The sequence below is a fragment of the Variovorax sp. GW821-FHT09A10 genome (genome assembly GCF_059418385.1).
In genome coordinates this window covers 912,838-934,372 of sequence record NZ_JBWKPT010000001.1, presented here as the reverse complement: position 1 = coordinate 934,372, position 21,535 = coordinate 912,838, and the positions used below count along the sequence as shown (strand labels likewise).

The following is a 21,535-nucleotide window of genomic DNA, read 5'->3' as shown; positions in this document are numbered from 1 at the left end:
CTTAGTCTTCGGTGGTGCACATCGCGGTGACGTACTTGCGCTTGGGCGTGTCGAGGGAGTCGGCCTGCCAGGCCTGCTTGGTGGCGACGTTGAAGGCGCCGGGCTTGCCCAGGCCGCCGTCGGCGTCGATGGCCATCATTTCCTTCATGCACATCTTGTTGCGGTCGACGCACAGGTTCAGGATGGCGTCGTACAGGGCCGGGTCGACCGCGGCGTAGTGGCGCACGGGCTCGCGCTCGCTCGGCACTTCGAGCTTCTTGTACTGCTCGCGGGTCAGTTCACCCTCTTTGCCGGTCTTGACCTTGGCCACCCACTGGTCGAAGCCGTCATGGCTCAGGCCGTGGAACTTGAAGCGCATGTCCGAGAAGCCCGCGCCGCTGTAGTTGGCCGAGAAGCCGTCGAACTCGCCCGGCTTGTTGATCACCGCGTGCAGCTTGGTCTCCATGCCCGGCATGGCATAGATCTGGCCGGCCAGCGCGGGGATGAAGAAGGAGTTCATGACCGACGAGGCCGTGATCTTGAAGCTGATCGGGCGGTCCACCGGGGCGGCCAGCTCGTTCACCGTGGCGATGCCCTGCTCGGGGTAGATGAAGAGCCACTTCCAGTCCAGCGCCACCACCTCGACCACCAGCGGCTTGGTTTCGGCGGGAATCGGGCGCTGCGCGTCCAGGCGGCTCAGCGGGCGGTACGGGTCCAGCGTGTGGGTGCTGATCCAGGTGATCGCGCCCAGCGCGATGATGATCAAGAGCGGCGCGGCCCAGATCGCCAGCTCGAGCTGCGTGGAGTGGTCCCAGTCGGGGCTGTAGGTGGCCTCCTTGTTCGACTGGCGATAGCGCCAGGCAAAGAAGATGGTCAGGGCGATCACCGGGATGATGATGATCAGCATCAGCACCGTGGAGACGACGATCAGGCGTCCCTGCTGGTTGGCGATGTCGCCGGAGGGGTTCAACAGCACCGTGTTGCAGCCCGCCAGGAAAATGGCGGAAAGCAGCAGAAGTGCTCGGCGAAGGGTCTTGAGGATGTGCATGCCGGGAGAGGAAAGTGCGAAGGCCGCGCAAAAATGACCCTGCAATCTACGCCGCCCAAGGGATTCCGCCTATTGGACGTTTTGTCCTATGGCGGTAAACGCAATTCGGTGAGACGCTACAGGGTGTCCAGAATTTCCCCTGTGTCGTGCCCCGGCATGACACCCGAATTACAGCCAGCCAGCTAGCAAGATGACGACGTCCAGCATCAGTCCACCAGGCGCCCAGCCTGTGTCGCACCCGACCGAAGGCGGCGCCCGCGCCGCAGACGCCGACCATTCGCACATCGCCCCGGGCGAGATCGCGGTCGGCGTGGTCATCGGTCGCGCCTCCGAGTATTTCGACTTCTTCGTCTACGGCATCGCCTCGGTGCTGGTGTTCCCGGCGGTGTTCTTCCCCTTCGAGCAGCGCCTGGAAGGCGTGCTCTGGGCCTTCGTGATCTTCTCGTTCGCCTTCATCGCGCGCCCCTTCGGCACCGTGATCTCGATGGCGATCCAGCGGCGCTTCGGGCGCGAGACCAAGCTGACGATTGCGCTGTTCCTGCTGGGCACCTCCACCGCCGGCATCGCCTTCCTGCCGGGCTACGCGAGCATCGGCTTCACGGCCATCGTGCTGCTGTCGATCTTCCGCTTTGCCCAGGGCCTGGCGCTGGGCGGCTCGTGGGACGGCCTGCCGTCGCTGCTGGCGCTGAACGCACCGCCCAACAAGCGCGGCTGGTACGCCATGCTGGGCCAGCTGGGCGCACCGCTGGGCTTCTTCCTGGCCAGCGCGCTGTTCGCGTACCTGTATTCCAGCCTGCCGCTGGCCGACTTCCTCGACTGGGGCTGGCGCTACACCTTCTACGTGGCCTTCGCCATCAACGTGGTGGCGCTGTTCGCGCGCCTGCGCCTGGTGGCCACCGACGAGTACGCGCGCCTGCTCGAAGAGCGCGAGCTGCAGCCCACCAGCGTGGTCGAGCTGACCCGCTCGCAGGGCGCCAACCTGCTGATCGGCGCGTTCGCCGCGCTGGCCAGCTACGCGCTGTTCCACCTGATCACGGTGTTCCCGCTGTCGTGGATTTCGCTGTACTCCGACCAGTCGATCACCGAGTTCCTGATCGTGCAGATGGTCGGCGCGGTGTTCGGCGCCATCGGCATCGTGGCCTCGGGCCTGATCGCCGACCGCATCGGCCGTCGCTTCACGCTCGGCGGCCTGGCCGCCATGATCGCCGTGTTCAGCGGCTTCGCGCCCACGCTGCTCGACGGCGGACGCATCGGCCAGGACATCTTCATCGTGCTGGGCTTTGCGCTCCTGGGCCTGTCGTACGGCCAGGCGGCCGGCGCCGTGACCTCCAATTTCGCGCCCAAGTACCGCTACGTGGGCGCGGCTCTCACGGCCGACCTGGCCTGGCTCATCGGCGCGGCCTTTGCCCCGCTGGTCGCCCTGGGCCTGTCGGCGCACTTCGGCCTGGCCTTCGTGAGCATCTACCTGCTGTCCGGCGCGCTCGGCACGCTGGCGGCGCTGGGGCTGAACCGGGCGCTGGCGCGGGACTGACCGGCAGCGTTTCTCGAACGAAGGGGCCGATGGCCCCTTTTTTCATGGCCGCTGCGTCGCTCGCTTAGGATTCGCCTCGATGTTCACCGCCGCCATTTTTGACATGGATGGGCTGCTGATCGATTCGGAGCGCCCCATCATGGCCGCCTGGATCGCCGCGGCCCGCACGCTCGATGTCGAGCTTTCGCACGCCCAGTACCTGCAATGCGTGGGGCTGGCCATGAGCGAATCGAAGCAGATCCTTGCCGCGCTGCTCGGCGGCCCCGCCGCCTACCAGCACGCGGCGACGCAGGTGACCGCCGCGCTGCAGCTGGAACGTGCCGACGGCGACGCCCGGCCGCTCTTTCCCATCAAGCCCGGTGCGGCCGAGTTGCTCGCCGCCTTGCGCGGGCGCGGCACGCGCTGCGCGGTCGCCTCGTCGTCCACGCGCGGCCAGATCGCGGCCTGCCTGGGCAGCCTCGACGTGCTCCATCACTTCGAGGCCTTCGCGGGCGGCGACGAGGTGGCGCGCGCCAAGCCCGATCCGGCGCTGTACCGCCTCGCGGCCGAGCGCTTGGGCGTGGACCCTGCGGACTGCGTCGCCTTCGAGGACAGCGAGAACGGCGCCAAGGCCGCGCTGGCCGCCGGGATGCGCGTGGTGGTGGTGCCCGACCTCAAGCACCCGCCCGAGGCGATCGTCGCGCAGGCCTTTCATGTGCTCGATTCGCTGCACGATGCGGTGCCGCACGTGCCGCGCTGGTTTCCCTGACGAGGTCAGGGCCCGTGTTCAGTTCAGTTCAGAGCACTTCGTCCCGCAGCTGCGGGAACACCTTCGACACCTTGGCCAGCAGGTAGTCGCCGTAGCGCCCGCTGAAGGCGTGCACGTTGGCGCGGTCCCAGCGCTCGGCGCTGTCGTCGAGCGCGTCGGCGCCAGCCAAGCCCTCGATGCGCTGCACGCGGGCCTCGAAGTTCGGGTCGAAGAACAGCGGGAACGACAGCCGGTCGCGGCCCGAGGTGTTGCGCTTCACGCGGTGCGGCGTCGACTTGTAGAGCCCGCCGGTCATGCGGTCGAGCATGTCGCCGATGTTGCAGACGAAGGCGCCGGGCACCGGCGGTGCGTCGATCCAGCCGCCCGGCGTGTGCACCGCGAGGCCGCCCACGGTGTCCTGGTGCAGGATCGTGAGCAGACCGTAGTCGGTGTGCTCGCCCACGCCCCATTGCACGTCCAAGCCCTCGGGCACGGCCTGCGTCGGGTAGTTGAAGAGGCGGAACAGGATCAGCGGGTCGCCCGTGTAGCGCTCTGCGAAATAGCTCGCGGGCAGGCCGAGGCTCAGCGCGATGCCTTCCATGAGCCGGTGGCCCAGCTGCGTGACGGCGTCCATGTACGCGAGGATGGTCTCGCGAAAGTCTGGCACGTCGGGAAAGAGGTTCGGCCCGTGCACCGGCGTCTTCGCCAGCACCAGCGGGTGGTCGGCGGGAAGTTCGGTGCCCAGGTACAGGCCTTCCTTCCAGTCGGGCCGGCCCGAGGTCAGCTCGCCGCCGCGCGGGAAGAAGCCGCGCCAGGCCCGGCCGCCCAGGGCCATGCGCCATCGCATCTTGGTTTCCTCGGGCAGGTCGAAGAAGCGGTGGCTCAGGTCTTCGAGCCGCTGGATCAGCGCGGCGTCGACGCCGTGTCCCGTGACGTAGAAGAAGCCGTGCGCGCGGCAGGCGTCGCCGATCTGCGCTGCCACGCGGTCGCGTTCGGGCGTGCCGGCCACGAGCGGGGCGACGTCGATGAGGGGGAGGGAGGAGTCGGTCATGCGTCTCTCGAAAAAGGCGAACGGATGTCGGACAGAAACTGCCGCGCACGCGGGTGCTGCGGGCGGTTGAAGAAATCGTCGGGCGTGGCGCGTTCGAGCACCTGGCCCTGGTCCATGAAGAGCACGCGGTCGGCCACCTCGCGCGCGAAGCCCATCTCGTGCGTGACGCACACCATGGTCATGCCGTCGCGCGTGAGGTCGCGCATCACCAGCAGCACCTCGCCGACCATCTCGGGGTCGAGTGCGCTGGTGGGCTCGTCGAACAGCATCAGCGGCGGCTTCATGGCGAGCGCGCGTGCGATCGCCACGCGCTGCTGCTGGCCGCCCGACAGCTCGCCGGGCCAGGCATTGGCCTTGTTGGCCAGGCCCACGCGCTCCAGCAGCGCCATCGCGCGCGCGTCGGCCTCCTTGCGCGACAGGCCGTGCAGCTGCATCGGCGCCATGGTGCAGTTCTGCAGCACGCTGAGGTGCGGGAACAGGTTGAACTGCTGGAACACGAAACCGATGCGCGAGCGAAACGCGTTCACGTCCAGGCCCGGCGCGTGGATGTCCTGCCCGTCGAGCGTGATGCGGCCCGACTGGATCGGCTCCAGCCGGTTGAAGGTGCGGATCAGCGTCGACTTGCCCGAGCCCGAGGGCCCGCACACCACGACCACCTCGCCCTTGTGGATGGTCTCGGTCACGTCGACCAGCGCGTGGTAACTGCCGTACCACTTGTTGACTTGTTGGAGTTCGATCATGCGGGCACCTTGAGGGGCGCGGCGGGAAGGCCGCGGCGCGCGAGCCGGCGCTCCAGCCAGTAGGCGAAGCGCGAGAGGCCGAAGCACAGGATGAAGTAGGTCAGGCCCAGGATCAGGTAGATCTGCGCCGGCTTGGTGAACACCTGCGTGTTGATCTGCGTGGCAATGAACGACACCTCGGCCAGTCCGATGATGTAGCCCAGCGAGGTCTCCTTGATGGTCGAGACGAACTGGTTCACCAGCGAGGGCAGCATGCTGCGCAGCGCCTGTGGCAGCACCACGAGGCGCATCGCGCCGAAGTAGCTCAGGCCGAGCGCGCGCGCGGTTTCTATCTGCCCGCGCGGCAGGCCCTGGATGCCGGCGCGCACGATCTCGGCGAGGTAGGCGGCATCGAAGATCACGAGCGCGATCAGCATGGTGGTGAACTGGTCGGTCTTCACGCCTGTCACGCTGGGCAGGAAGAAGTAGGCCCAGAAGATCACCATCAAGAGCGGCAGGCCGCGCACCACGAACACCAGCGCCGTGACGGGCCAGCGCACGCAGCGCCACGGGCTCACGCGCGCCAGGCCGAGCACGATGCCCAGCGGCAGTGCGAGCACCAGTCCGCACGAGGCCAGCAGCAGCGTGAGCACCAGCCCGCCGAGCGGGCCGTTCGGGTACTGGCCGATGAGGAAGTAGACCCAGTAGTCGTGGATGATTTCGAGCATCAGCGCGCCGCCTTCAGATGGTCCGCACCGGGAACCGGTGGTGGTACCAGGTGGCGAGCCCGGTGATGGCCAGCGACACCGTCAGGTACGCCGCGCTCGCGAACGCGAACGACTCGAAGCTGCGGAAGGTCGCGCTCTCGACCTGCCCGGCCTGGTACATCAGCTCGGCCACGCCGATCACCGTGGCGATCGAGGTGTTCTTCCACAGGCTCAGCGTCTGCGAGATGAGCGGCGGCACGGTCACGCGCAGCGCCTGCGGCAGCACCACGCGGCGCATGGTGGCCAGGAAGCTGAAGCCCAGCGCGCGGCCGGCCTCGAACTGCACGGCCGGGATCGAGCGGATGCCGCTGCGGATGTCCTCGGCCATGAAGGCCGCCGTGTACAGCGACAGCGCCACGATCGCGCTGTAGGCCTCGATGTGGCCTTCGTAGAGCCAGGTCTTCAGGCCTTCGGGCAGCAGCTCGGGCGCGCCGAAATACCAGAACAGCATGTGGGCCAGCAGCGGGATGTTGCGGATCGATTCCACGTACGCAAAGCCGAGCCAGCGCAGCGGCCCCAGCGGCGAGAGCCGCAGCAGCGCCACCACCAGCGCCAGCGGCAGCGCGAAGAAGAGCGAGACCGCGAGCAGCTGCAGCGACAGCCACAGGCCCGCGACCAGCATGTCGTGGTACTGGCCGGTCAGCAGCAGCGAATAGTCGAACAGGGGCATGGGGGGCGACAGTATCACCGTCGCAAGGGGAATCTTCTCCCTCCCCCGCTGGGGGAGGGTGGGAGTGGGGGCACGGCGGCGATCGATGCGCCGCGGCCTGTGCGAAGGCTGTCAGCCCCCATCCCGGCCTTCCCCCGGAAGGGGAAGGAGAAAGTCAAAAGGCAGCTCAGTCGATCTTGTCGGTCTCGAGCTTGAAGTCGCGCGTCTGGAAGCCCGACGCCGTGTTCGGGCCGTACCACTTCAGGAAGATCTTCTGCGCCTCGCCCGACTTCTCGAGCTCGCGCAGCGTGTCGTCCACCACGGTCTTCAGGCCGCTCTCGCCCTTCTTGATGCCGATGGCCAGCGACTCGGTGCTCAGGTTCTGCTTGAGCACCACGTACTGCGCCTTCTGCGGGCCCAGCTTGGCGTAGCTGCGCAGCAGCGCGGCCTCGTCGTCGACGTAGCCCACGCCCTTGCCCTGCTGCAGCGCCTGGAAGGCCTGCTGGCTGGTGTCGAAGGTCACGACCTCGGCGGTGGGCACGGCCTTGCGGATGTTGGGTTCCTGCGTGCCGCCGCGGATGGTCAGCACCTTCTTGCCGCCGAGCTGCGGCACCTCGGTGATGCCGCTGGTCTTCTTCACGATGGCCTTCTGGCCGGTGACGAAGGTGGTGAGCGAGAAGTCGATCTGCGCCTCGCGCTCCTTGTTGTGCGTGAGGCCGGCGGCCACCAGGTCCACATGGCCCTGCTGCAGCTCGGGAATGCGCGCGGCCACGGCGATCTGCTTGAGCACCGGCTTCACGCCGATCTTTTTCGCGATGGCGTTCACCAGGTCGACCTCGTAGCCGACGATCTGGCGCGTCTTCGGATCGATGAAGGTGGCGGGCTCGTCGGTGCCGAGCACGCCGACCACGAGTTCGCCCTTCTTCTTGATGTCGGCGAGCTGGTCCGCATGGGCGGCAACGCCGGTCAGCAGGGCGGAAGCGGCAAGGGCCGCGGCAAGCAGGGTGTGGCGCATGGTGGGGATCGTCCTCTCTCCAGAGTGAAATTCAGGCCGGAACCATATCAACAAAACCCAAGATTATTAAATCGTCAATCGACATATGCATATGGGGCTGATGAATCGGCCTGTTGCCGGCTGGGTTAAATTCGCGACGCCGCGACGTGCCCCGCCGCCGTCCCCCGAATGTCTTACCGAGCGAGCTTTTCATGATCATCCAACCCCGCGTGCGCGGCTTCATCTGCGTCACCACCCACCCCGTGGGCTGCGAAGCCAATGTCCGGCAACAGATCGCGTACGTCAAAGCCAAACCCTCCATCGCGGGCGGCGCCAAGCGCGTGCTGGTGATCGGCGCGTCCACCGGCTATGGCCTGGCCGCGCGCATCACCGCGGCCTTCGGCTGCGGCGCCGACACGCTGGGCGTGTGCTTCGAACGCGCCGGCAGCGCGACCAAGCCCGGCTCGCCCGGCTGGTACAACACCGCCGCCTTCCACCGCGCCGCCACGGCCGAAGGGCGCTACGCCAAGACGATCAACGGCGACGGCTTTTCCGACGCGGTGAAGCAGCAGGCCATCGAGACCATCCGCGCCGACCTCGGCCAGGTCGACCTCGTGGTCTACAGCCTGGCCGCGCCGCGCCGCACGCACCCCAAGACGGGCCAGGTCTTCAACTCCGTGCTCAAGCCCATCGGCAAGGCCGTGACGCTGCGCGGCCTGGACACCGACAGCGGGACCGTGAAGGAATCGGTGCTCGAGCTCGCCACGCAGGAAGAGATCGACAACACCGTCGCCGTCATGGGCGGCGAAGACTGGCAGATGTGGATCGACGCGCTGCAGCAGGCCGGCGTGCTGGCCGACGGCGCCAAGACCACGGCCTTCACCTACCTGGGCGAGCAGATCACGCACGACATCTACTGGAACGGCTCCATCGGCGCCGCCAAGAAGGATCTGGACGAGAAGGTGCTGGACATCCGCGCGCAGCTGGCCGCGAAGGGCGGCGACGCGCGCGTGTCGGTGCTGAAGGCGGTGGTCACGCAGGCCAGCTCGGCCATCCCGATGATGCCGCTGTACCTGTCGCTGCTGTTCAAGGTGATGAAGGCCGAAGGCACGCACGAAGGCTGCATCGAGCAGGTGCACGGCCTGTACGCCGACAGCCTGTACGGCGCCACGCCGCACCTGGACGACGAAGGCCGCCTGCGCGCCGACTACAAGGAACTGGCGCCGCAGGTGCAGGCCCGCGTGCAGGAACTCTGGCCGCAGGTCACCGACGCCAACCTCGATGAGCTGACCGATTTCGCGGGCTACAAGACCGAGTTCCTGCGCCTGTTCGGCTTCGCCGTTGACGGCGTGGACTACACGGCCGACGTGAGCACCGATGTGGGCATTCCCGATCTGATCCAACTCTAGAGCGACCCGAGGGGATACTCCCGCCCATGCAGATTCAAGACAAACCGCCCGCCGGCACGCCCTTCGAGTGGATCGGCGGCGAGCCCAAGGTGGAGGCGCTGGTCGAGCGCTTCTACGACCTGATGGACCTCGAACCGGCCTACGCGCAACTGCGCGCCGTGCACGGCACCGACCTGGACAACGCGCGCCAGCGCCTGTTCTGGTTCCTGTGCGGCTGGCTCGGCGGGCCCGCCCACTACACCGACCGCTTCGGCCACCCCATGCTGCGCGCGCGGCACCTGCCGCAGGCCATCGGCGGTCACACCATCGGCATCAAGGAGCGCGACCAGTGGCTGGCCTGCATGGACCAGGCGATGGGCGAGACCGGCGTGCCTGAAGACCTGCGCGCACGCCTGCGCGATTCCTTCTTCAAGACCGCGGATTGGATGCGCAACCGCGGTGAGTGACCCGACAACGATTCCCGAAAGACTGTTCTCCATGAATTCCATCGTCATCATCGGCGGCGGCCACGCCGCGGCCCAGCTCTGCGCGGGCCTGGCGGAAGCCGGGCAGGGCGCGCGCGTGCACCTGGTCTGCGAAGAGGCCTGCGAGCCGTATCACCGCCCGCCGCTGTCGAAGGCCTTCCTCAAGAGCGCCGAAGAAACCACGCAGCCGCACAAGGCCGCCGACTGGTACCGCGAAGCGGGCATCACGCTGCACCTGGGCGACGCCGCCGTGGCCATCGACCGCGAGGCGCACACCGTCACGCTGCGCTCGGGCGCGGTGCTGCCGTGGGAGCGCCTGGTGCTGGCCACCGGCACGCGCGCGCGCCAGATGCCCGGCCTGCCGCAAGGCCTGGAAAACGTGGCGAGCCTGCGCGCCGCCGACGAGGCGCATCGCCTGCGCACGCGGCTGGCGGATGCGCAGCAGGTCACCGTGCTGGGCGGGGGCTTCATCGGCCTCGAAGTGGCGGCCACCGCGCAGGCGCTGGGCAAGCGCGTGCAGGTGATCGAATGCGCGCCGCGCCTGCTGGGCCGCGCCGTGTCGCCCGAGCTGTCGGCGCACGTGCTCGCCACGCACCGCGCGGCCGGCATCGACATCGTGCTGGGCGCGCAGACCGGCGCCTTCGAGGTCGTGGGCGACCGGCTCGTGTCGGTCGAAGTCAACGGCGTGAAGCAGCCGATCGACCTGCTGCTGCTGGGCATCGGCGCCGTGCCCGAGACCGCGCTCGCGCAGGCCGCGGGCCTCGAGTGCGCCGACGGCATCGTGGTCGACGGCCGCATGCAGACCAGCGCGGCCGACGTGCTCGCGGTGGGCGACTGCACCCGCTTCCCCGACCGCCGCGCGGGCCGCGCGCTGCGGCTCGAATCGGTGCAGAACGCGAACGACCAGGCGCGCACGGCCGTGGCCACGTTGACCGGCGCCGCGCGCGATCACGACGCGGTCGCGTGGTTCTGGTCCGACCAGGGCGGCCTGCGCTTGCAGATGGCGGGCCTCATGCCGGCCGAAGGCACGCCGGGCCTGGTGAGCGCGCGCCGCGCGGGGCCGAAGCCCGAGGCGTTTTCGCTGTTCCACTACGTCGACGACCAGCTCGTGTGCGTCGAATCGGTGAACGCGCCGGTCGATCACATGATGAGCCGCAAGCTGCTCGAAGCGGGCCGCAGCCCCGCGCCCGAGGCGGTGGCGGACGCGGCGGTACCACTAAAGAATCACCTGGCCTGAACCTGGCGTAACGGCTGTCGCAACGGCGCTGCACGACAGGCCCGGATTCACCGGTCTGTCACCCGGCTTTCGGAGACTGGTCCCTCCTCATATCCGCAGGGAGACCTCTCGATGAACAACGCAGTGGCCGCGTCGCTGGCGCGCCTCGCCCCCATGTCCACCTGTGCCGCCGTCCTGGCCGCCGTGCTCACCGCCTGTGGCGGTGGCAACGGAGGCGGCACCACGTTCCCGCCGATCGTTCCGCCCCCGGCGCCCGCACCTGCTCCGGCGCCCGTGGCCGCCGGCACGCGCACCACGGTCGCGCTGCTCGAAACGACCGACCTGCACTTCAACGTGCGCAGCTACGACTACTTCAAGCTCGCCGAAGACAAGTCGTACGGCTACGAGCGCACCGCCACGCTCATCAACGCCGCGCGCAAGGAGTTCGCGAACACGATGCTGTTCGACAACGGCGACACCATCCAGGGCACCGCGCTGGCCGACTACGAAGCGCTGGTCAGCCGCATCCCGTGCACGCAGCCGCTGTCGATCTACAAGGTGATGAACGCCACCGGCTTCGACGCTGGCACGCTGGGCAACCACGAGTTCAACTACGGCCTGGACTTTCTCAACCAGGTGCTCGGCGGCGGCCTCGATGTCGAGGGCGTGGACGGCAGCAAGAAGTGCGCGGGCCCGAGCTTCCCGATGGTGGTGGCCAACGTGCACAGCCTCAAGAGCGGCAAGCCGCTCGTGGCGCCGTACACCATCGTCACCAAGCAGTTCACGGCCACCGCGCCGGATGGCAAGAGCGTGACGGTGCCGGTGAAGGTCGGCGTGATCGGCTTCACCACGCCCGGCATCATGAACTGGGACAAGCGCTTTCTCGAAGGCAAGCTGCGCACCGAAGGCGCGGTCGAGGCGGCCAAGCGCTACGTGCCCGAGCTGCGCGAGAAGGGCGCCGACATCGTCGTGGCGCTGCAGCACGGCGGCCTCGACGCCTCGCCGTACTCGCCGACGATGGAAAGCCCGGGCCTGTACCTGTCGAAGGTGCCCGGCATCGACGTGCTGATGATGGGCCACCAGCACGGCCTGTTCCCCGATCGCGGCGCCAAGCCCGGCTACACGCAGCCCGGCGTGGACAACGCCGCCGGCACCGTCAACGGCGTGCCGGCCGTGATGCCCAGTTCGTGGGGCAAGGCGCTGGGCCTCGTGAAGCTCGAGCTTGTGTGGGACGGCAAGGCCTGGGGCGTGGACAAGAGCAAGACGCTGGTCGAGGCGCGCTCCACGCAGACCGGCAAGGACGGCGCGGGCAAGGCCGTGTACGTCGACGCCGACCCGAGCGTGGTGCCGCTGGTCGACACCCAGCACCAGGCCGCGATCGACTACGTGAAGACGCCCATCGGCAGCACCGACTTCCGCATGAACACCTTCTTTGCCGACGTGGGCGACCCGGGCGCGATCCAGATCGTGAACCAGGCCCAGGCCGACTACGTGAAGACCTACATCCAGGCCAGCCTGCCGCAGTACGCCGGCCTGCCGGTGCTGTCGGTGAGTGCGCCCTTCAAGTCGGGCTTCGAGGGCGGGCGCGACTACACCGACGTGGCCGTGGGCAACCTCGCGATCTTCAGCGCCGCCGACCTGTACCTGTACCCGAACACGGTGTACGCGGTGAAGGTGACGGGCGCCGAGATCAAGGGCTGGCTCGAGGCCGCGGCCAAGCGCTTCAACAGGATCGACCCGGCGCTCGCGACCGACCAGCCGCTGATCAGCACCTTCCCCGGCTACAACTTCGACATGTTCACCACGCCCGACATGCAGTACGAGATCGACGTGACGCAGGCCGTGGGCAGCCGCATCAGGAACCTCATGTACCTGGGCGCGCCCATCGACCCGGCGAAGGAGTTCGTCATTGCCACGAACAACTACCGCGCGACCAGCGGTGCGAGCTTCATCCCGGCGCTGGACGGGCGCGCGACGATCTACGCCTCGCCCGATGCCAACCGCGACGTGCTGATCGCGTACATCAAGGCGAAGAAGACGATCACGCGCGCGGCCGACGGCGCGGCGCGCAGCTGGCGCTTCACCAAGGTGACGACGGCGGGCAACGTGACGATCACGTCGGGGCAAGGGCAATTGAGCGCTGCGACGGATGCGGGGCTGGCGAACATCTCGCTGCTGAAGGCGGACGATGACAGCGGCAAGGGCCGCTCGGTCTACAAGGTCGACCTGAGCAAGTGATTTCCCCGTTTTGTCCCCTCTCCCCTCGGGGAGAGGGATAGGGTGAGGGAAGTGCGCTCGACAAGGCGCGGCGTCAGTGCAAGCGCCGCAGCCCTCACCCCAACCCTCTCCCCGAGGGGAGAGGGAGTCAGTCAGCGCCGCACGGGCGCCAGCAGCACCACCAGCGCCCCGGCCCCGCCTTCGGCCGGCTTGGCCTGCACGAAGGCGATCACCTCGTTCTTCTGGATCAGCCAGCGCTGCGTCTTGGTCTTGAGCACTGGCTGCTTGCCGGGCGAGCCCAGGCCCTTGCCGTGCACCACGCGCACGCAGCGCAGCCCCTGCTTGTGGGCGTTGCGGATGAAGCCGCCGAGCGCCTCGCGCGCCTCGTCGCTGCGCAGGCCGTGCAGGTCGACCTGTCCCTGGATCGACCAGTCGCCCTTGCGCAGCCGCGCCGTGATGTCGGTGCCGATGCCGGGGCGGCGAAAGCTCATGGCGTCGTCGACGTCGAGCAGCGTGGTCACGTCGAACTCGTCGGACAGCGACTCGCGCAGCACGCGCTGCTCGTCGAGCTGGTGCTGAAACGGAATGGGCGCGGGCGGCTCGGGCGCGAGCGGCACCGCGGCCTTGCGGCGCAGCGGTTCGGTGGCGCCGATGGCGCGCGTGAACAGGTCTTTCTCGGCGGCGCGCTTGCGCTCGGCCGCGGCGCGCGCGGCGGCCTCCGCGGCCTCGCGCTCGCGGGTTTCGGCGAGCACGCGCTGCACCTGCTTGAGGTCGGCGAGGGTTTTCAGTGCGGGGGGGCGGGAAGATGAAGCCATCAGATCAGTCCCCGTTCCGCCATCGAGAAGCTCTGGCCCGGGCTCACGATGACGTGGTCGAGCACGCGCACGTCGACCAGCGCCAGTGCGGCGCGCAGCGTCTGCGTGAGCGATTCGTCGGCGCGCGAGGGCTCGATGCTGCCGCTGGGGTGGTTGTGGGCCAGCACCACGGCCGCGGCCTGGTGGTGCAGGGCGCGGGTGACGACCTCGCGCGGGTAGACGCTGGTCTGCGTGAGCGTGCCGCGAAACAGCTCCTCGAGCGTGAGCAGGCGGTGCTGCACGTCGAGGAAGAGCACCGCGAACACCTCGTGCGGGCGCGAGCCGATGTGCATCTGCAGGTACTGCTTGACCGCCTCGGGCGAGTCGAACACCGTGCGTTCCTTCAGGCGCTCGCCCATGGCACGGCGCGCCAGTTCGAGCACCGCCGTGAGTTCGGAGCGCTTGGCGCTGCCGCCCATGCCCTTGACCGCCTTGAGGTCATCGGGCGCCGTGTGCAGCAGCCCCGACAGCCCGCCGAAGCGCTCGAGCAGTTGCTGGGCCAGCTGGAGCACGTTCTTGCCGGCCACGCCGGTGCGCAGCAGCAGCGCCAGCAGCTCGGCGTCGGCCAGCGCGGCGGCGCCCCGCGCGATGAGCTTTTCGCGCGGCCGGGCGTCGAGAGGGAGATCCTTGAATGCCATGAAACCCTGCAGAAACCTGGGCCGGGGCCAGATGTTGCCCCGATCCTTAAAATGAGGGTCAGTTTATCGGGACACCTCCCTCGTCTTTGCTCACCTTCGCTGCACCCATGTCCCAAGTTGTGACTTCCGGCTCCTTCCTGACCCTGCACTACCGGCTGGCCGGTCCGGCGGGCGACATCATCAACACCTTCGCCGACAAGCCCGCCACGCTGTCGCTGGGCACCGGCGAGCTCTCGCCGGCCATGGAGCAGCGCCTGATGGGCATGGAAGAGGGCGCGCACGCCACCTTCGAACTGCCCGCCGGCGAGGCCTTCGGCGAGCGCAACCCCGACATGCAGCAGTGGGTGGCGCGCAAGCTGCTGGCCCAGATGGGCGATCCCGACGAGCAGTACGCCGTCGGCGACGTGGTGCAGTTCCCCACGCCCGACGGCTCGGGCAGCTACGCGGGCGCGGTCGTCGAGTCGAACGAGACCGGCGTGCGCTTCGACTTCAACCACCCGCTCGCGGGGCAACCGGTCACCTTCGAAGTGAAGCTGATCGGCGTGCTATGAACCCGAACATCGAAGAAGTCCTCCTGGCCGAGCCGCGCGGTTTCTGCGCCGGCGTGGACCGCGCCATCGAGATCGTCGAGCGCGCCCTCGCCAAGTTCGGCGCACCGATCTACGTGCGCCACGAGATCGTGCACAACACCTACGTGGTGAACGAGCTCAAGGCCAAGGGCGCGATCTTCATCGAGGAGCTCTCCGACGTGCCGCACGGCTCCACGCTGGTGTTCAGCGCGCACGGCGTGAGCAAGGCCGTGGAGCAGGAGGCGCGCGACCGCGGCTTCTCGATCTTCGACGCCACCTGCCCGCTCGTGACCAAGGTGCACGTCGAAGTGGCCAAGCTCGCGAAAGAGGGCTACGAATTCATCATGATCGGCCACAAGGGCCACCCCGAGGTCGAAGGCACGATGGGGCAGCTGTCGAGCGGCATCCACCTCGTGGAAGACGTGGCCGACGTGGCCAACGCGTCGCCGCTGCAGACCGAGAAGCTCGCGGTGGTCACGCAGACCACGCTCAGCGTGGACGACGCCGCCGAGATCGCTGCCGCCGTGCGCGCGCGCTTCCCGAACGTGCGCGAGCCCAAGCAGCAGGATATTTGCTACGCCACCCAGAACCGCCAGGACGCGGTGAAGATCATGAGCCCGCAGGTCGACCTCGTGATCGTGGTCGGCAGCCCCACCAGCTCCAACAGCAACCGCCTGCGCGAGCTGGCGCAGCGCCTGGGCACCGAGAGCTACATGGTCGATTCGGCCGACGAACTCAAGCCCGAATGGTTCGAGGGCAAGTCGCGCATCGGCCTCACCGCCGGCGCCTCGGCGCCCGAGGTGCTGGTGCACGAGGTGATCGAGCGCGTGCGCGCCTTTGGCGCCGTGTCGGTGCGCAAGATGGACGGCATCGAGGAAACCATCAAGTTCCCGCTTCCCAAGGGCCTCAAGCTCGACGACATCCCGCCCCCCGGGCACATCTCCTGAACATCATGAAAAACACTGATTGGCGCCCCGACATCGAGAGCGCCTCCCGCAGGCTGGGCGAACGCGCCGGCCATTTCCTGCGTGAAACGCCGCTGTGGAAGCTGCCGGCCGCCGCCCTGGGCGTGGCCGCGCCCGGCGCCGAAATCTGGCTCAAGCTGGAGCACATGCAGGTCAGCGGCAGCTTCAAGGCCCGCGGCATGATGAACCGCCTGCTGGCCAACGACATCCCCGCCGCGGGCGTGATCGTGGCCTCGGGCGGTAACGCCGGCATTGCCACGGCGGCCGCCGCCAAGGCGCTGGGCGTGCCCTGCCAGGTGTTCCTGCCGGGCGTGTCGCCCGAAGCCAAGCGCGCGCGCCTGCGGGCGCTGGGCGCCGAAGTGGTCGTGGTCGGCGAGCTGTACCCCGACGCGCTGGCCGCCTGCCTCACGCGCCAGAAGGAAACCGGTGCCTTGCTCACCCACGCCTACGACCAGCCCGAAGTGGTGGCCGGCGCCGGCACGCTCGGCCGCGAGATCGAGGCGCAGGGCGGCCTGCCCGACGCCGTGCTCGTGAGCGTGGGCGGCGGCGGCCTGATCGGCGGCCTGGCCGGCTGGTTCGAGCAGCGCGCCCGCGTGGTGGCGCTCGAGCCCGAAAAGGCCCCGACGCTGTTCCGCGCCCGCGAGGCCGGCGAGCCGGTCGACGTGGACGTCGGCGGCATCGCGGCCGATTCGCTCGGCGCGCGCCGCATCGGCGCCATCGCCTGGGAGATCACGCAGCAGCAGGTGCGCGACGCGCTGCTGCTGTCCGACGAGGCCATCCGCGCCGCCCAGCAGTGGCTGTGGAAGGAGCTGAAGCTCGCCGTGGAACCGGCCGCCGCGCTGCCGCTGGCGGCGCTGCAGACCGGCGCCTACGTGCCGCGCGAAGGCGAGAAGGTGTGCCTGATCATCTGCGGGGCGAACGTCGATCCGGCCACGGTCGCCTGAGTCGCCGCAGACGTGCGAGCGGGGAGGGCGGGCGCGGGCCGGGCGCCCACCTAAAATCTCCCCATGCTCGACATCACCCTGCTCCGCAAAGACCTGGCCTCCGCTGTGGCCGGCCTCGAAAAACGCAAGAAGAACCAGCCCTACCTCGACGTCTCGGCGTTCACCGCGCTCGAGGCCGAGCGCAAGACGCTGCAGACCCGCACCGAGGAAATCCAGGCGCGCCGCAACACGCTGAACAAGCAGATCGGCCCGCTGAAGGCCAAGGGCGAGTCGGTCGATGCGCTCATGGCCGAGGTCAACGCGCTCAAGGCCGAGCAGGAATCGCAGTCCAAGCGCCTCGAAGAAATCCAGCCCGAACTGCACGCGCTGCTGCTGGCTGTGCCCAACCTGCCGCACGCCAGCGTGCCGCTGGGTGAAGACGAAGCCGGCAACGTCGAGATGCGCCGCTGGGCCCCGAAGGGCGGCGCCGGCGCCGACGCCACGCCGCTGGCCTTCGCGCCCAAGGACCACGTCGACCTCGGCGCACCGCTGGGGCTCGATTTCGAGATGGGCGCCAAGCTCTCGGGCTCGCGCTTCTCCGTCATGAAGGGCCCGATCGCCCGCCTGCACCGCGCGCTGGCCCAGTTCATGGTCGACCTGCAGACCGAACAGCACGGCTACACCGAGTGCTACGTGCCCTACGTGGTCAACGCGGCCACGCTCAGCGGCACCGGCCAGCTGCCCAAGTTCGAAGGCGACCTGTTCGCCGCGAAGAAGGGTGGCCAGGACGGCGAGGCTGCGCCCGACCATTCGGCGCTGTACCTCATTCCGACCAGCGAAGTGCCGCTGACCAACTTCGTGCGCGACGAGGTCGTGGCCGAGGCGCAGCTGCCCATCAAGCTCACGGCCCACACGCCGTGCTTCCGCTCGGAAGCCGGCAGCGCCGGGCGCGACACGCGCGGCATGATCCGCCAGCACCAGTTCGACAAGGTCGAGATGGTGCAGATCGTGCACCCCGAGAAGAGCTATGACGCGCTCGAGCAGATGGCTGGCCACGCCGAAGCCGTGCTGCAGGCGCTGGAGCTGCCGTACCGCGTCGTGCTGCTGTGCACCGGCGACATGGGCTTCACCGCCGCCAAGACCTTCGACCTCGAGGTGTGGCTGCCCGCGCAGAACACGTACCGCGAGATCAGCTCGGTGTCGAACTGCGAAGCCTTCCAGGCGCGCCGCCTGCAGGCCCGTTTCAAGAACGCCCAGGGCAAGAACGAGCTGGTGCACACCCTCAACGGCTCCGGCCTGGCCGTGGGCCGCGCGCTGGTCGCCGTGCTGGAGAACCACCAGAACGAAGACGGCTCGATCAACGTGCCGGCGGCGTTGCGTCCGTACCTCGGTGGCCTTGAAGTTTTGCGCGGTTGAAGCGCAGGGCGTCAAAAGTCAGATTTTTCTGGCTATAATCTGAGGCTCGACAGCACCGGAGAGGTGGCAGAGTGGTCGAATGTACCTGACTCGAAATCAGGCGTACTAGCGATAGTACCGAGGGTTCGAATCCCTCCCTCTCCTCCAGATTCAAGCCCCTGTAGCAGCCCTGCTACAGGGGCTTTGTCTTTGGGCCGCCCATGCGCCTCATGGCGCCTGCTGCGGCTCCCCGCACCCCCTGCGCTGCAGCACCGGCAGCAACTGCGGCCCCAGCGACTTCAGCAGCTGGGTCGGCAGCGCACTCGTGAACCGATAGCGAGCGGCATGGGGTTCGCGCACATACGCCAGGATGGTGCCGAAGTAGCGGTCGCCGATCACGAACACGAGGGTGGCCGAGCGGCTGATCTTGCGCTCCGAGAGCATCCGTCCGCCGCGGCCGGTGTGTCCGTAGCGATGGTCGCCGGTGCCGGTCTTGCCGCCGATCTCGAGGGCGCGGCCGCTCTCGTCCACCAGCGCGCCCTTCAGCCGCCGTGCGGTGCCGTCGTTCACCACCTCGACCAAGGCACGGCGCACCGTGGTGGCCACCTCGGCGGGCAGCACCTGCTGCGCGCTTGCATTGCGCGGTTCCAGCCTTGTCTCGTAGGGCGTGTCGCGCGCGAAGTGCAGGGCGCCGACCCGTTGCGTGGGCAGCCGCACGCCGTCGTTCGCGAGGATGCCCATCAGCTCCGCCAGGGCGGCCGGCCGGTCGCCCGACGCGCCGATTGCGCTGGCGTAAGACGGCGTCAGCGATGCGAAGGGGTAACCCACGCGCTGCCATGAGCGATGGATCTGTGCAAAGGCGTCGAGTTCGATCAGCTCGCGCAGGCGCCTGTCCTGCGCGCTCTTGTGGCGCGTCTTGAAGAGCCAGGCGTAGACCTCCTGGCGTTCGCGCACGCTCGCGTCCAGCACCTCGGTCAGCGAGGCGCCGGGGTGGCGCCGCAGGTAGCCGACCAGCCAGAGCTCCAGCGGATGCACGCGCGCGACATACCCGCGATCGGCCAGCGACAGGCCGGCGTAGGTGCTGCGCAGCGCACCCAAGGCGCGCGGCGAGCCGGCGCCGCGGCCCAGCCGCTGCACCAGGAGCGCGTCGAGCCGTGCGTCGTCGGCCTCGGGCTCGATCGTGAACAGCACGCTCGCCAGGCGCGGTGCCGACGGCTTCAGGCCGCGCAGCAGCAGCGCCTCGGCGTCCGCGGCCGGCAGGTGCTGGTACTTGCGATGGAAGCGGGTGAGGAAGGCCGAGCCTTCGCGGTCGGCAAAGCGCGCGAGCAGCTCGCGCCGGCCCGGGTCGGCAGGGTCTTTCAGCAGGCGCTCGGCCTCCGACGCGCCACCGAACATGCGGTGGCGCACCAGGTCGCGCATCAGGCGGATGAACACCAGGTTGACCGAATGCTTGAAGCCTTCGCGCACCGTCATCGAACTGCTGTTGCGTGAGCGCTCGAAGTTCTCGAACTGGTGCAGGCCGCCGCCGGTAAAGAAGGCCTCGCCCGGGTTCGCCGAGTACTTGCGCTCCATGGCCGCCTCCAGCATCGGCAGGAGACGGCGATCCTTGGCGCGCAGGAGGTACTGCCGCGCCCACGCGCCCAGCGGGTCGCGCGGGTTCGGCGCCAGCGCCGACAGCTGGGCCGGGCTCAGGTCGACCCAGCCCGCGTGCAGCTCGGCCACGAGCTCCAGGTAACTCACCAGGGTGCGCAGCTTGGCGGTCGAGCCCAGGTCCAGCCGCGCGCCCTGGTTCACGTCGAACGGCTGGTCGATGTTGTCGGCCTGGATGCGCAGCAGGTTGGTTCCGGCGCTGCGCTCGAACAGCGTGAAGCTGTAGATCAGCGGGCTGGGGTCGGCGCCCGGGTCGAGCATGTGGGAGCCCACCAGCCCCGCGGCCTTCGTCGCGGCGGGCGTGCGCAGGCCGGCCAGCACGCGCGCCACCAGCGCCTGTGCTTCGCCGTCCAGGCTGGTTTCGGCCTCGAGGTCGAGCCGCTCCAGGTCGTAAGCCCGCGGCACGTCGAGCAGCGTGGCGATGTGGGTGCGCAGCGCGGTCGCGGCCTTGCGCTGCACGAAGTCGGGCCGGGGCGTTGAGGGCAGGTCAGGCTGCAGGTGCAAGGGCAGCGGCAGCGCCGCGTCGCGCAGCGTGGGCGTGATCAGGCCGGCCTCGGCCATCAGCCGCAGGTAGCTGTCGGTCAGCCGCGTCAGGCCGGCGCCGTCGCCGAGCAGGTGCTGCGACGGGCGGCGCTGCGCGATCATCAGCGACAGCGCCTGCTTGAAGGCCTCGGCCTGTTGGCGGAGCGCCTCGTCCGTGGGTGCCGCCGCCTCTTCCGCGGGGTCGGCGAGCAGGCGGTTGATTTCACCGAAGTCGCGCCCGTACCAGGCCCACAGGCCGTCGCCCAGCCCGTGCACCTCGCCCATGCCCGGGCGCGCGGCCAGCGGCACGGTGTCGAGGTAGTCGACGACGATCTGGCGGCGCCGCGCATGCGTGTCGTCGCCGTCCTGGTAGGCGCGCAGCGAGGCCGACGCCATCTGGCGCAGCTTGTCGCCGACCGACCCGGTGCGGCCCTGCGGCGAATGGCGGTACTTCTCGATCTGGGTGGCCAGCGTGCTGCCGCCCGTCGCCGTCTGGCCCAGGCCGACCGCGCGCAGCGCCTGCTCGAGCGCCGCCTTGGCGAAGCGTTCCGGGTCGATCGCGGGGTTGCGCTGCAGCGGCTGCGCGTCCAGCAGGTGGCGGTCCTCGACGAACAGCAGGGCGCTCACCAGCAGCGGCGGCACCTCCTCGAAGCGCTCGTAGGCGCGCTTGGGCACGCGGGTGTGCAGCAGCGCCGTGTTCCGGCAGTCGCGCACGGTCAGGCCGGCCTGGTTTTTCTCGCGGTAGGGCGCGAAGAGCCCGTAGTCCTGCAGTTCGATCAGCCGCGGCGACATGCGGGCCTGGCGGGTGACGACATAGCCCTGCGGCGCCAGGCGCTCGATGTAGTCCGGCAGCTGGTGGTAGCCCAGCCGCTCGTCGTAGGGCCCGGTCCGGGGAAAGCGGATGGCGTCGCTGGCACCGTCTTCGACGCTGAAGCGGGCGCCCTCGGCCAGGTCGCGCCACAGGGCCGATTGCAGCCGGGACGTCTTCAATTCGTCCAGCACGAACACGGCAAGCCCGCCTCCCACGGCGAGTCCCGCGCCGATCCAGAAAAGCTTCTTGAACCAAGTCATGCTCTGCCTCGCGAACAGTCTGCACCGTGGGTTCGTCAGTGAAGATGATGCGCTTTTTGAGGCGATTTGGCTTGCGTGCGACGGGGCCGTCGGTCGCATGTCTGGGCGGATGCAGGGAGCGCAGGACGACGATCGCAACGTGGAGAGGCAAAGGGCGCTCGCGGAGGGAACCGCCAC

At 68.9% G+C, this 21,535-nt stretch carries 19 protein-coding genes and 1 tRNA gene; 11 read left to right on the top strand and 9 right to left on the bottom strand.

The window, feature by feature from the left end; genetic code table 11:
* Position 1: 1 nt before the first annotated feature.
* Positions 2–1,027 carry a ubiquinol oxidase subunit II gene (gene cyoA, locus AC07Q9_RS04440; protein ID WP_495307631.1) on the bottom strand — a complete coding sequence of 342 codons (1,026 nt, stop codon included), beginning with the start codon at positions 1,025–1,027 and terminating at the stop codon, positions 2–4.
* Positions 1,028–1,217: 190 nt separating this feature from the next.
* Here cyoA and AC07Q9_RS04435 point away from each other — a divergent pair, with 190 nt between their 5' ends.
* On the top strand, positions 1,218–2,558 hold the full coding sequence (locus tag AC07Q9_RS04435; protein ID WP_095743978.1) for an MFS transporter: 1,341 nt from the start codon (positions 1,218–1,220) through the stop codon (positions 2,556–2,558).
* A gap of 79 nt (positions 2,559–2,637) precedes the next feature.
* Positions 2,638–3,306 carry an HAD family hydrolase gene (locus tag AC07Q9_RS04430; protein ID WP_495307630.1) on the top strand — a complete coding sequence of 223 codons (669 nt, stop codon included), beginning with the start codon at positions 2,638–2,640 and terminating at the stop codon, positions 3,304–3,306.
* A gap of 28 nt (positions 3,307–3,334) precedes the next feature.
* Here AC07Q9_RS04430 and AC07Q9_RS04425 read toward each other — a convergent pair whose 3' ends face one another.
* From AC07Q9_RS04425 to AC07Q9_RS04405, 5 genes are all read right to left on the bottom strand, one after another.
* Positions 3,335–4,336, bottom strand: coding sequence for an isopenicillin N synthase family dioxygenase (locus AC07Q9_RS04425; RefSeq protein ID WP_495307628.1), 1,002 nt, complete (start codon positions 4,334–4,336; stop codon positions 3,335–3,337).
* Positions 4,333–5,076, bottom strand: coding sequence for an amino acid ABC transporter ATP-binding protein (locus AC07Q9_RS04420; protein ID WP_495307626.1), 744 nt, complete (start codon positions 5,074–5,076; stop codon positions 4,333–4,335). Before AC07Q9_RS04420 ends, AC07Q9_RS04425 begins: the two co-directional genes overlap by 4 nt.
* Positions 5,073–5,783 carry an amino acid ABC transporter permease gene (locus AC07Q9_RS04415; RefSeq protein ID WP_495307624.1) on the bottom strand — a complete coding sequence of 237 codons (711 nt, stop codon included), beginning with the start codon at positions 5,781–5,783 and terminating at the stop codon, positions 5,073–5,075. Before AC07Q9_RS04415 ends, AC07Q9_RS04420 begins: the two co-directional genes overlap by 4 nt.
* Before the next feature lie 13 nt (positions 5,784–5,796).
* Positions 5,797–6,492, bottom strand: coding sequence for an amino acid ABC transporter permease (locus AC07Q9_RS04410; protein WP_495307621.1), 696 nt, complete (start codon positions 6,490–6,492; stop codon positions 5,797–5,799).
* A 166-nt stretch (positions 6,493–6,658) separates the two neighbouring features.
* Positions 6,659–7,486 (bottom strand): ABC transporter substrate-binding protein, encoded by an 828-nt coding sequence (locus tag AC07Q9_RS04405; RefSeq protein WP_062469113.1) that lies wholly within the window; start codon positions 7,484–7,486, stop codon positions 6,659–6,661.
* Between the two features lie 191 nt (positions 7,487–7,677).
* On the opposite strand from AC07Q9_RS04405, the gene fabV reads away from it, so the two are divergent.
* From fabV to AC07Q9_RS04385, 4 genes are all read left to right on the top strand, one after another.
* Positions 7,678–8,874 (top strand): enoyl-ACP reductase FabV, encoded by a 1,197-nt coding sequence (fabV, locus tag AC07Q9_RS04400; protein ID WP_495307620.1) that lies wholly within the window; start codon positions 7,678–7,680, stop codon positions 8,872–8,874.
* 26 nt (positions 8,875–8,900) lie between these two features.
* The gene (locus AC07Q9_RS04395; RefSeq protein WP_056578450.1) at positions 8,901–9,320 is read left to right on the top strand and encodes a group II truncated hemoglobin; all 420 of its coding nucleotides are present in this window, start codon (positions 8,901–8,903) and stop codon (positions 9,318–9,320) included.
* 31 nt (positions 9,321–9,351) lie between these two features.
* Positions 9,352–10,575 (top strand): NAD(P)/FAD-dependent oxidoreductase, encoded by a 1,224-nt coding sequence (locus AC07Q9_RS04390; protein ID WP_495307618.1) that lies wholly within the window; start codon positions 9,352–9,354, stop codon positions 10,573–10,575.
* 153 nt (positions 10,576–10,728) lie between these two features.
* Entirely contained in the window at positions 10,729–12,792 is a 2,064-nt protein-coding gene (locus AC07Q9_RS04385) for a bifunctional 2',3'-cyclic-nucleotide 2'-phosphodiesterase/3'-nucleotidase (RefSeq protein ID WP_495308218.1), read from the top strand.
* A 131-nt stretch (positions 12,793–12,923) separates the two neighbouring features.
* Here the strand turns inward: AC07Q9_RS04385 and AC07Q9_RS04380 are convergent, their stop codons facing one another.
* Together AC07Q9_RS04380 and radC are read right to left on the bottom strand one after the other, a co-directional pair.
* Positions 12,924–13,586, bottom strand: a complete 663-nt coding sequence (locus AC07Q9_RS04380; RefSeq protein WP_492677335.1) for a Smr/MutS family protein — start codon at positions 13,584–13,586, stop codon at positions 12,924–12,926.
* Positions 13,586–14,263 (bottom strand): RadC family protein, encoded by a 678-nt coding sequence (gene radC / locus AC07Q9_RS04375; protein WP_095946449.1) that lies wholly within the window; start codon positions 14,261–14,263, stop codon positions 13,586–13,588. Before radC ends, AC07Q9_RS04380 begins: the two co-directional genes overlap by 1 nt.
* Before the next feature lie 107 nt (positions 14,264–14,370).
* On the opposite strand from radC, the gene AC07Q9_RS04370 reads away from it, so the two are divergent.
* The 5 genes from AC07Q9_RS04370 (at position 14,371) to AC07Q9_RS04350 (ending at position 18,283) form a co-directional block, all read left to right on the top strand.
* Complete coding sequence (locus AC07Q9_RS04370; RefSeq protein WP_062469447.1) at positions 14,371–14,814, top strand: FKBP-type peptidyl-prolyl cis-trans isomerase; 444 nt, start codon at positions 14,371–14,373, stop codon at positions 14,812–14,814.
* Positions 14,811–15,779: a 4-hydroxy-3-methylbut-2-enyl diphosphate reductase gene (ispH, locus tag AC07Q9_RS04365; protein WP_495307615.1), complete on the top strand. Its 969-nt coding sequence runs from the start codon at positions 14,811–14,813 to the stop codon at positions 15,777–15,779. Before AC07Q9_RS04370 ends, ispH begins: the two co-directional genes overlap by 4 nt.
* Positions 15,780–15,784: 5 nt before the next feature.
* Complete coding sequence (locus tag AC07Q9_RS04360; protein WP_495307613.1) at positions 15,785–16,741, top strand: threonine/serine dehydratase; 957 nt, start codon at positions 15,785–15,787, stop codon at positions 16,739–16,741.
* 63 nt (positions 16,742–16,804) lie between these two features.
* Positions 16,805–18,136, top strand: coding sequence for a serine--tRNA ligase (gene serS / locus AC07Q9_RS04355; protein ID WP_495307611.1), 1,332 nt, complete (start codon positions 16,805–16,807; stop codon positions 18,134–18,136).
* Between the two features lie 57 nt (positions 18,137–18,193).
* Positions 18,194–18,283, top strand: a tRNA-Ser gene (locus AC07Q9_RS04350).
* A 60-nt stretch (positions 18,284–18,343) separates the two neighbouring features.
* Here AC07Q9_RS04350 and AC07Q9_RS04345 read toward each other — a convergent pair.
* Positions 18,344–21,358 carry a transglycosylase domain-containing protein gene (locus AC07Q9_RS04345; protein ID WP_495307609.1) on the bottom strand — a complete coding sequence of 1,005 codons (3,015 nt, stop codon included), beginning with the start codon at positions 21,356–21,358 and terminating at the stop codon, positions 18,344–18,346.
* Positions 21,359–21,535: the final 177 nt, after the last annotated feature.

Bases quoted from the DNA above. Each gene is read 5' to 3' on its own strand.
- cyoA (WP_495307631.1), bottom strand. From the start codon at position 1,027: ATGCACATCCTCAAGACCCTTCGCCGAGCACTTCTGCTGCTTTCCGCC.
- AC07Q9_RS04435 (WP_095743978.1), top strand. From the start codon at position 1,218: ATGACGACGTCCAGCATCAGTCCACCAGGCGCCCAGCCTGTGTCGCAC.
- AC07Q9_RS04430 (WP_495307630.1), top strand. From the start codon at position 2,638: ATGTTCACCGCCGCCATTTTTGACATGGATGGGCTGCTGATCGATTCG.
- AC07Q9_RS04425 (WP_495307628.1), bottom strand. From the start codon at position 4,336: ATGACCGACTCCTCCCTCCCCCTCATCGACGTCGCCCCGCTCGTGGCC.
- AC07Q9_RS04420 (WP_495307626.1), bottom strand. From the start codon at position 5,076: ATGATCGAACTCCAACAAGTCAACAAGTGGTACGGCAGTTACCACGCG.
- AC07Q9_RS04415 (WP_495307624.1), bottom strand. From the start codon at position 5,783: ATGCTCGAAATCATCCACGACTACTGGGTCTACTTCCTCATCGGCCAG.
- AC07Q9_RS04410 (WP_495307621.1), bottom strand. From the start codon at position 6,492: ATGCCCCTGTTCGACTATTCGCTGCTGCTGACCGGCCAGTACCACGAC.
- AC07Q9_RS04405 (WP_062469113.1), bottom strand. From the start codon at position 7,486: ATGCGCCACACCCTGCTTGCCGCGGCCCTTGCCGCTTCCGCCCTGCTG.
- fabV (WP_495307620.1), top strand. From the start codon at position 7,678: ATGATCATCCAACCCCGCGTGCGCGGCTTCATCTGCGTCACCACCCAC.
- AC07Q9_RS04395 (WP_056578450.1), top strand. From the start codon at position 8,901: ATGCAGATTCAAGACAAACCGCCCGCCGGCACGCCCTTCGAGTGGATC.
- AC07Q9_RS04390 (WP_495307618.1), top strand. From the start codon at position 9,352: ATGAATTCCATCGTCATCATCGGCGGCGGCCACGCCGCGGCCCAGCTC.
- AC07Q9_RS04385 (WP_495308218.1), top strand. From the start codon at position 10,729: ATGTCCACCTGTGCCGCCGTCCTGGCCGCCGTGCTCACCGCCTGTGGC.
- AC07Q9_RS04380 (WP_492677335.1), bottom strand. From the start codon at position 13,586: ATGGCTTCATCTTCCCGCCCCCCCGCACTGAAAACCCTCGCCGACCTC.
- radC (WP_095946449.1), bottom strand. From the start codon at position 14,263: ATGGCATTCAAGGATCTCCCTCTCGACGCCCGGCCGCGCGAAAAGCTC.
- AC07Q9_RS04370 (WP_062469447.1), top strand. From the start codon at position 14,371: ATGTCCCAAGTTGTGACTTCCGGCTCCTTCCTGACCCTGCACTACCGG.
- ispH (WP_495307615.1), top strand. From the start codon at position 14,811: ATGAACCCGAACATCGAAGAAGTCCTCCTGGCCGAGCCGCGCGGTTTC.
- AC07Q9_RS04360 (WP_495307613.1), top strand. From the start codon at position 15,785: ATGAAAAACACTGATTGGCGCCCCGACATCGAGAGCGCCTCCCGCAGG.
- serS (WP_495307611.1), top strand. From the start codon at position 16,805: ATGCTCGACATCACCCTGCTCCGCAAAGACCTGGCCTCCGCTGTGGCC.
- AC07Q9_RS04345 (WP_495307609.1), bottom strand. From the start codon at position 21,358: ATGACTTGGTTCAAGAAGCTTTTCTGGATCGGCGCGGGACTCGCCGTG.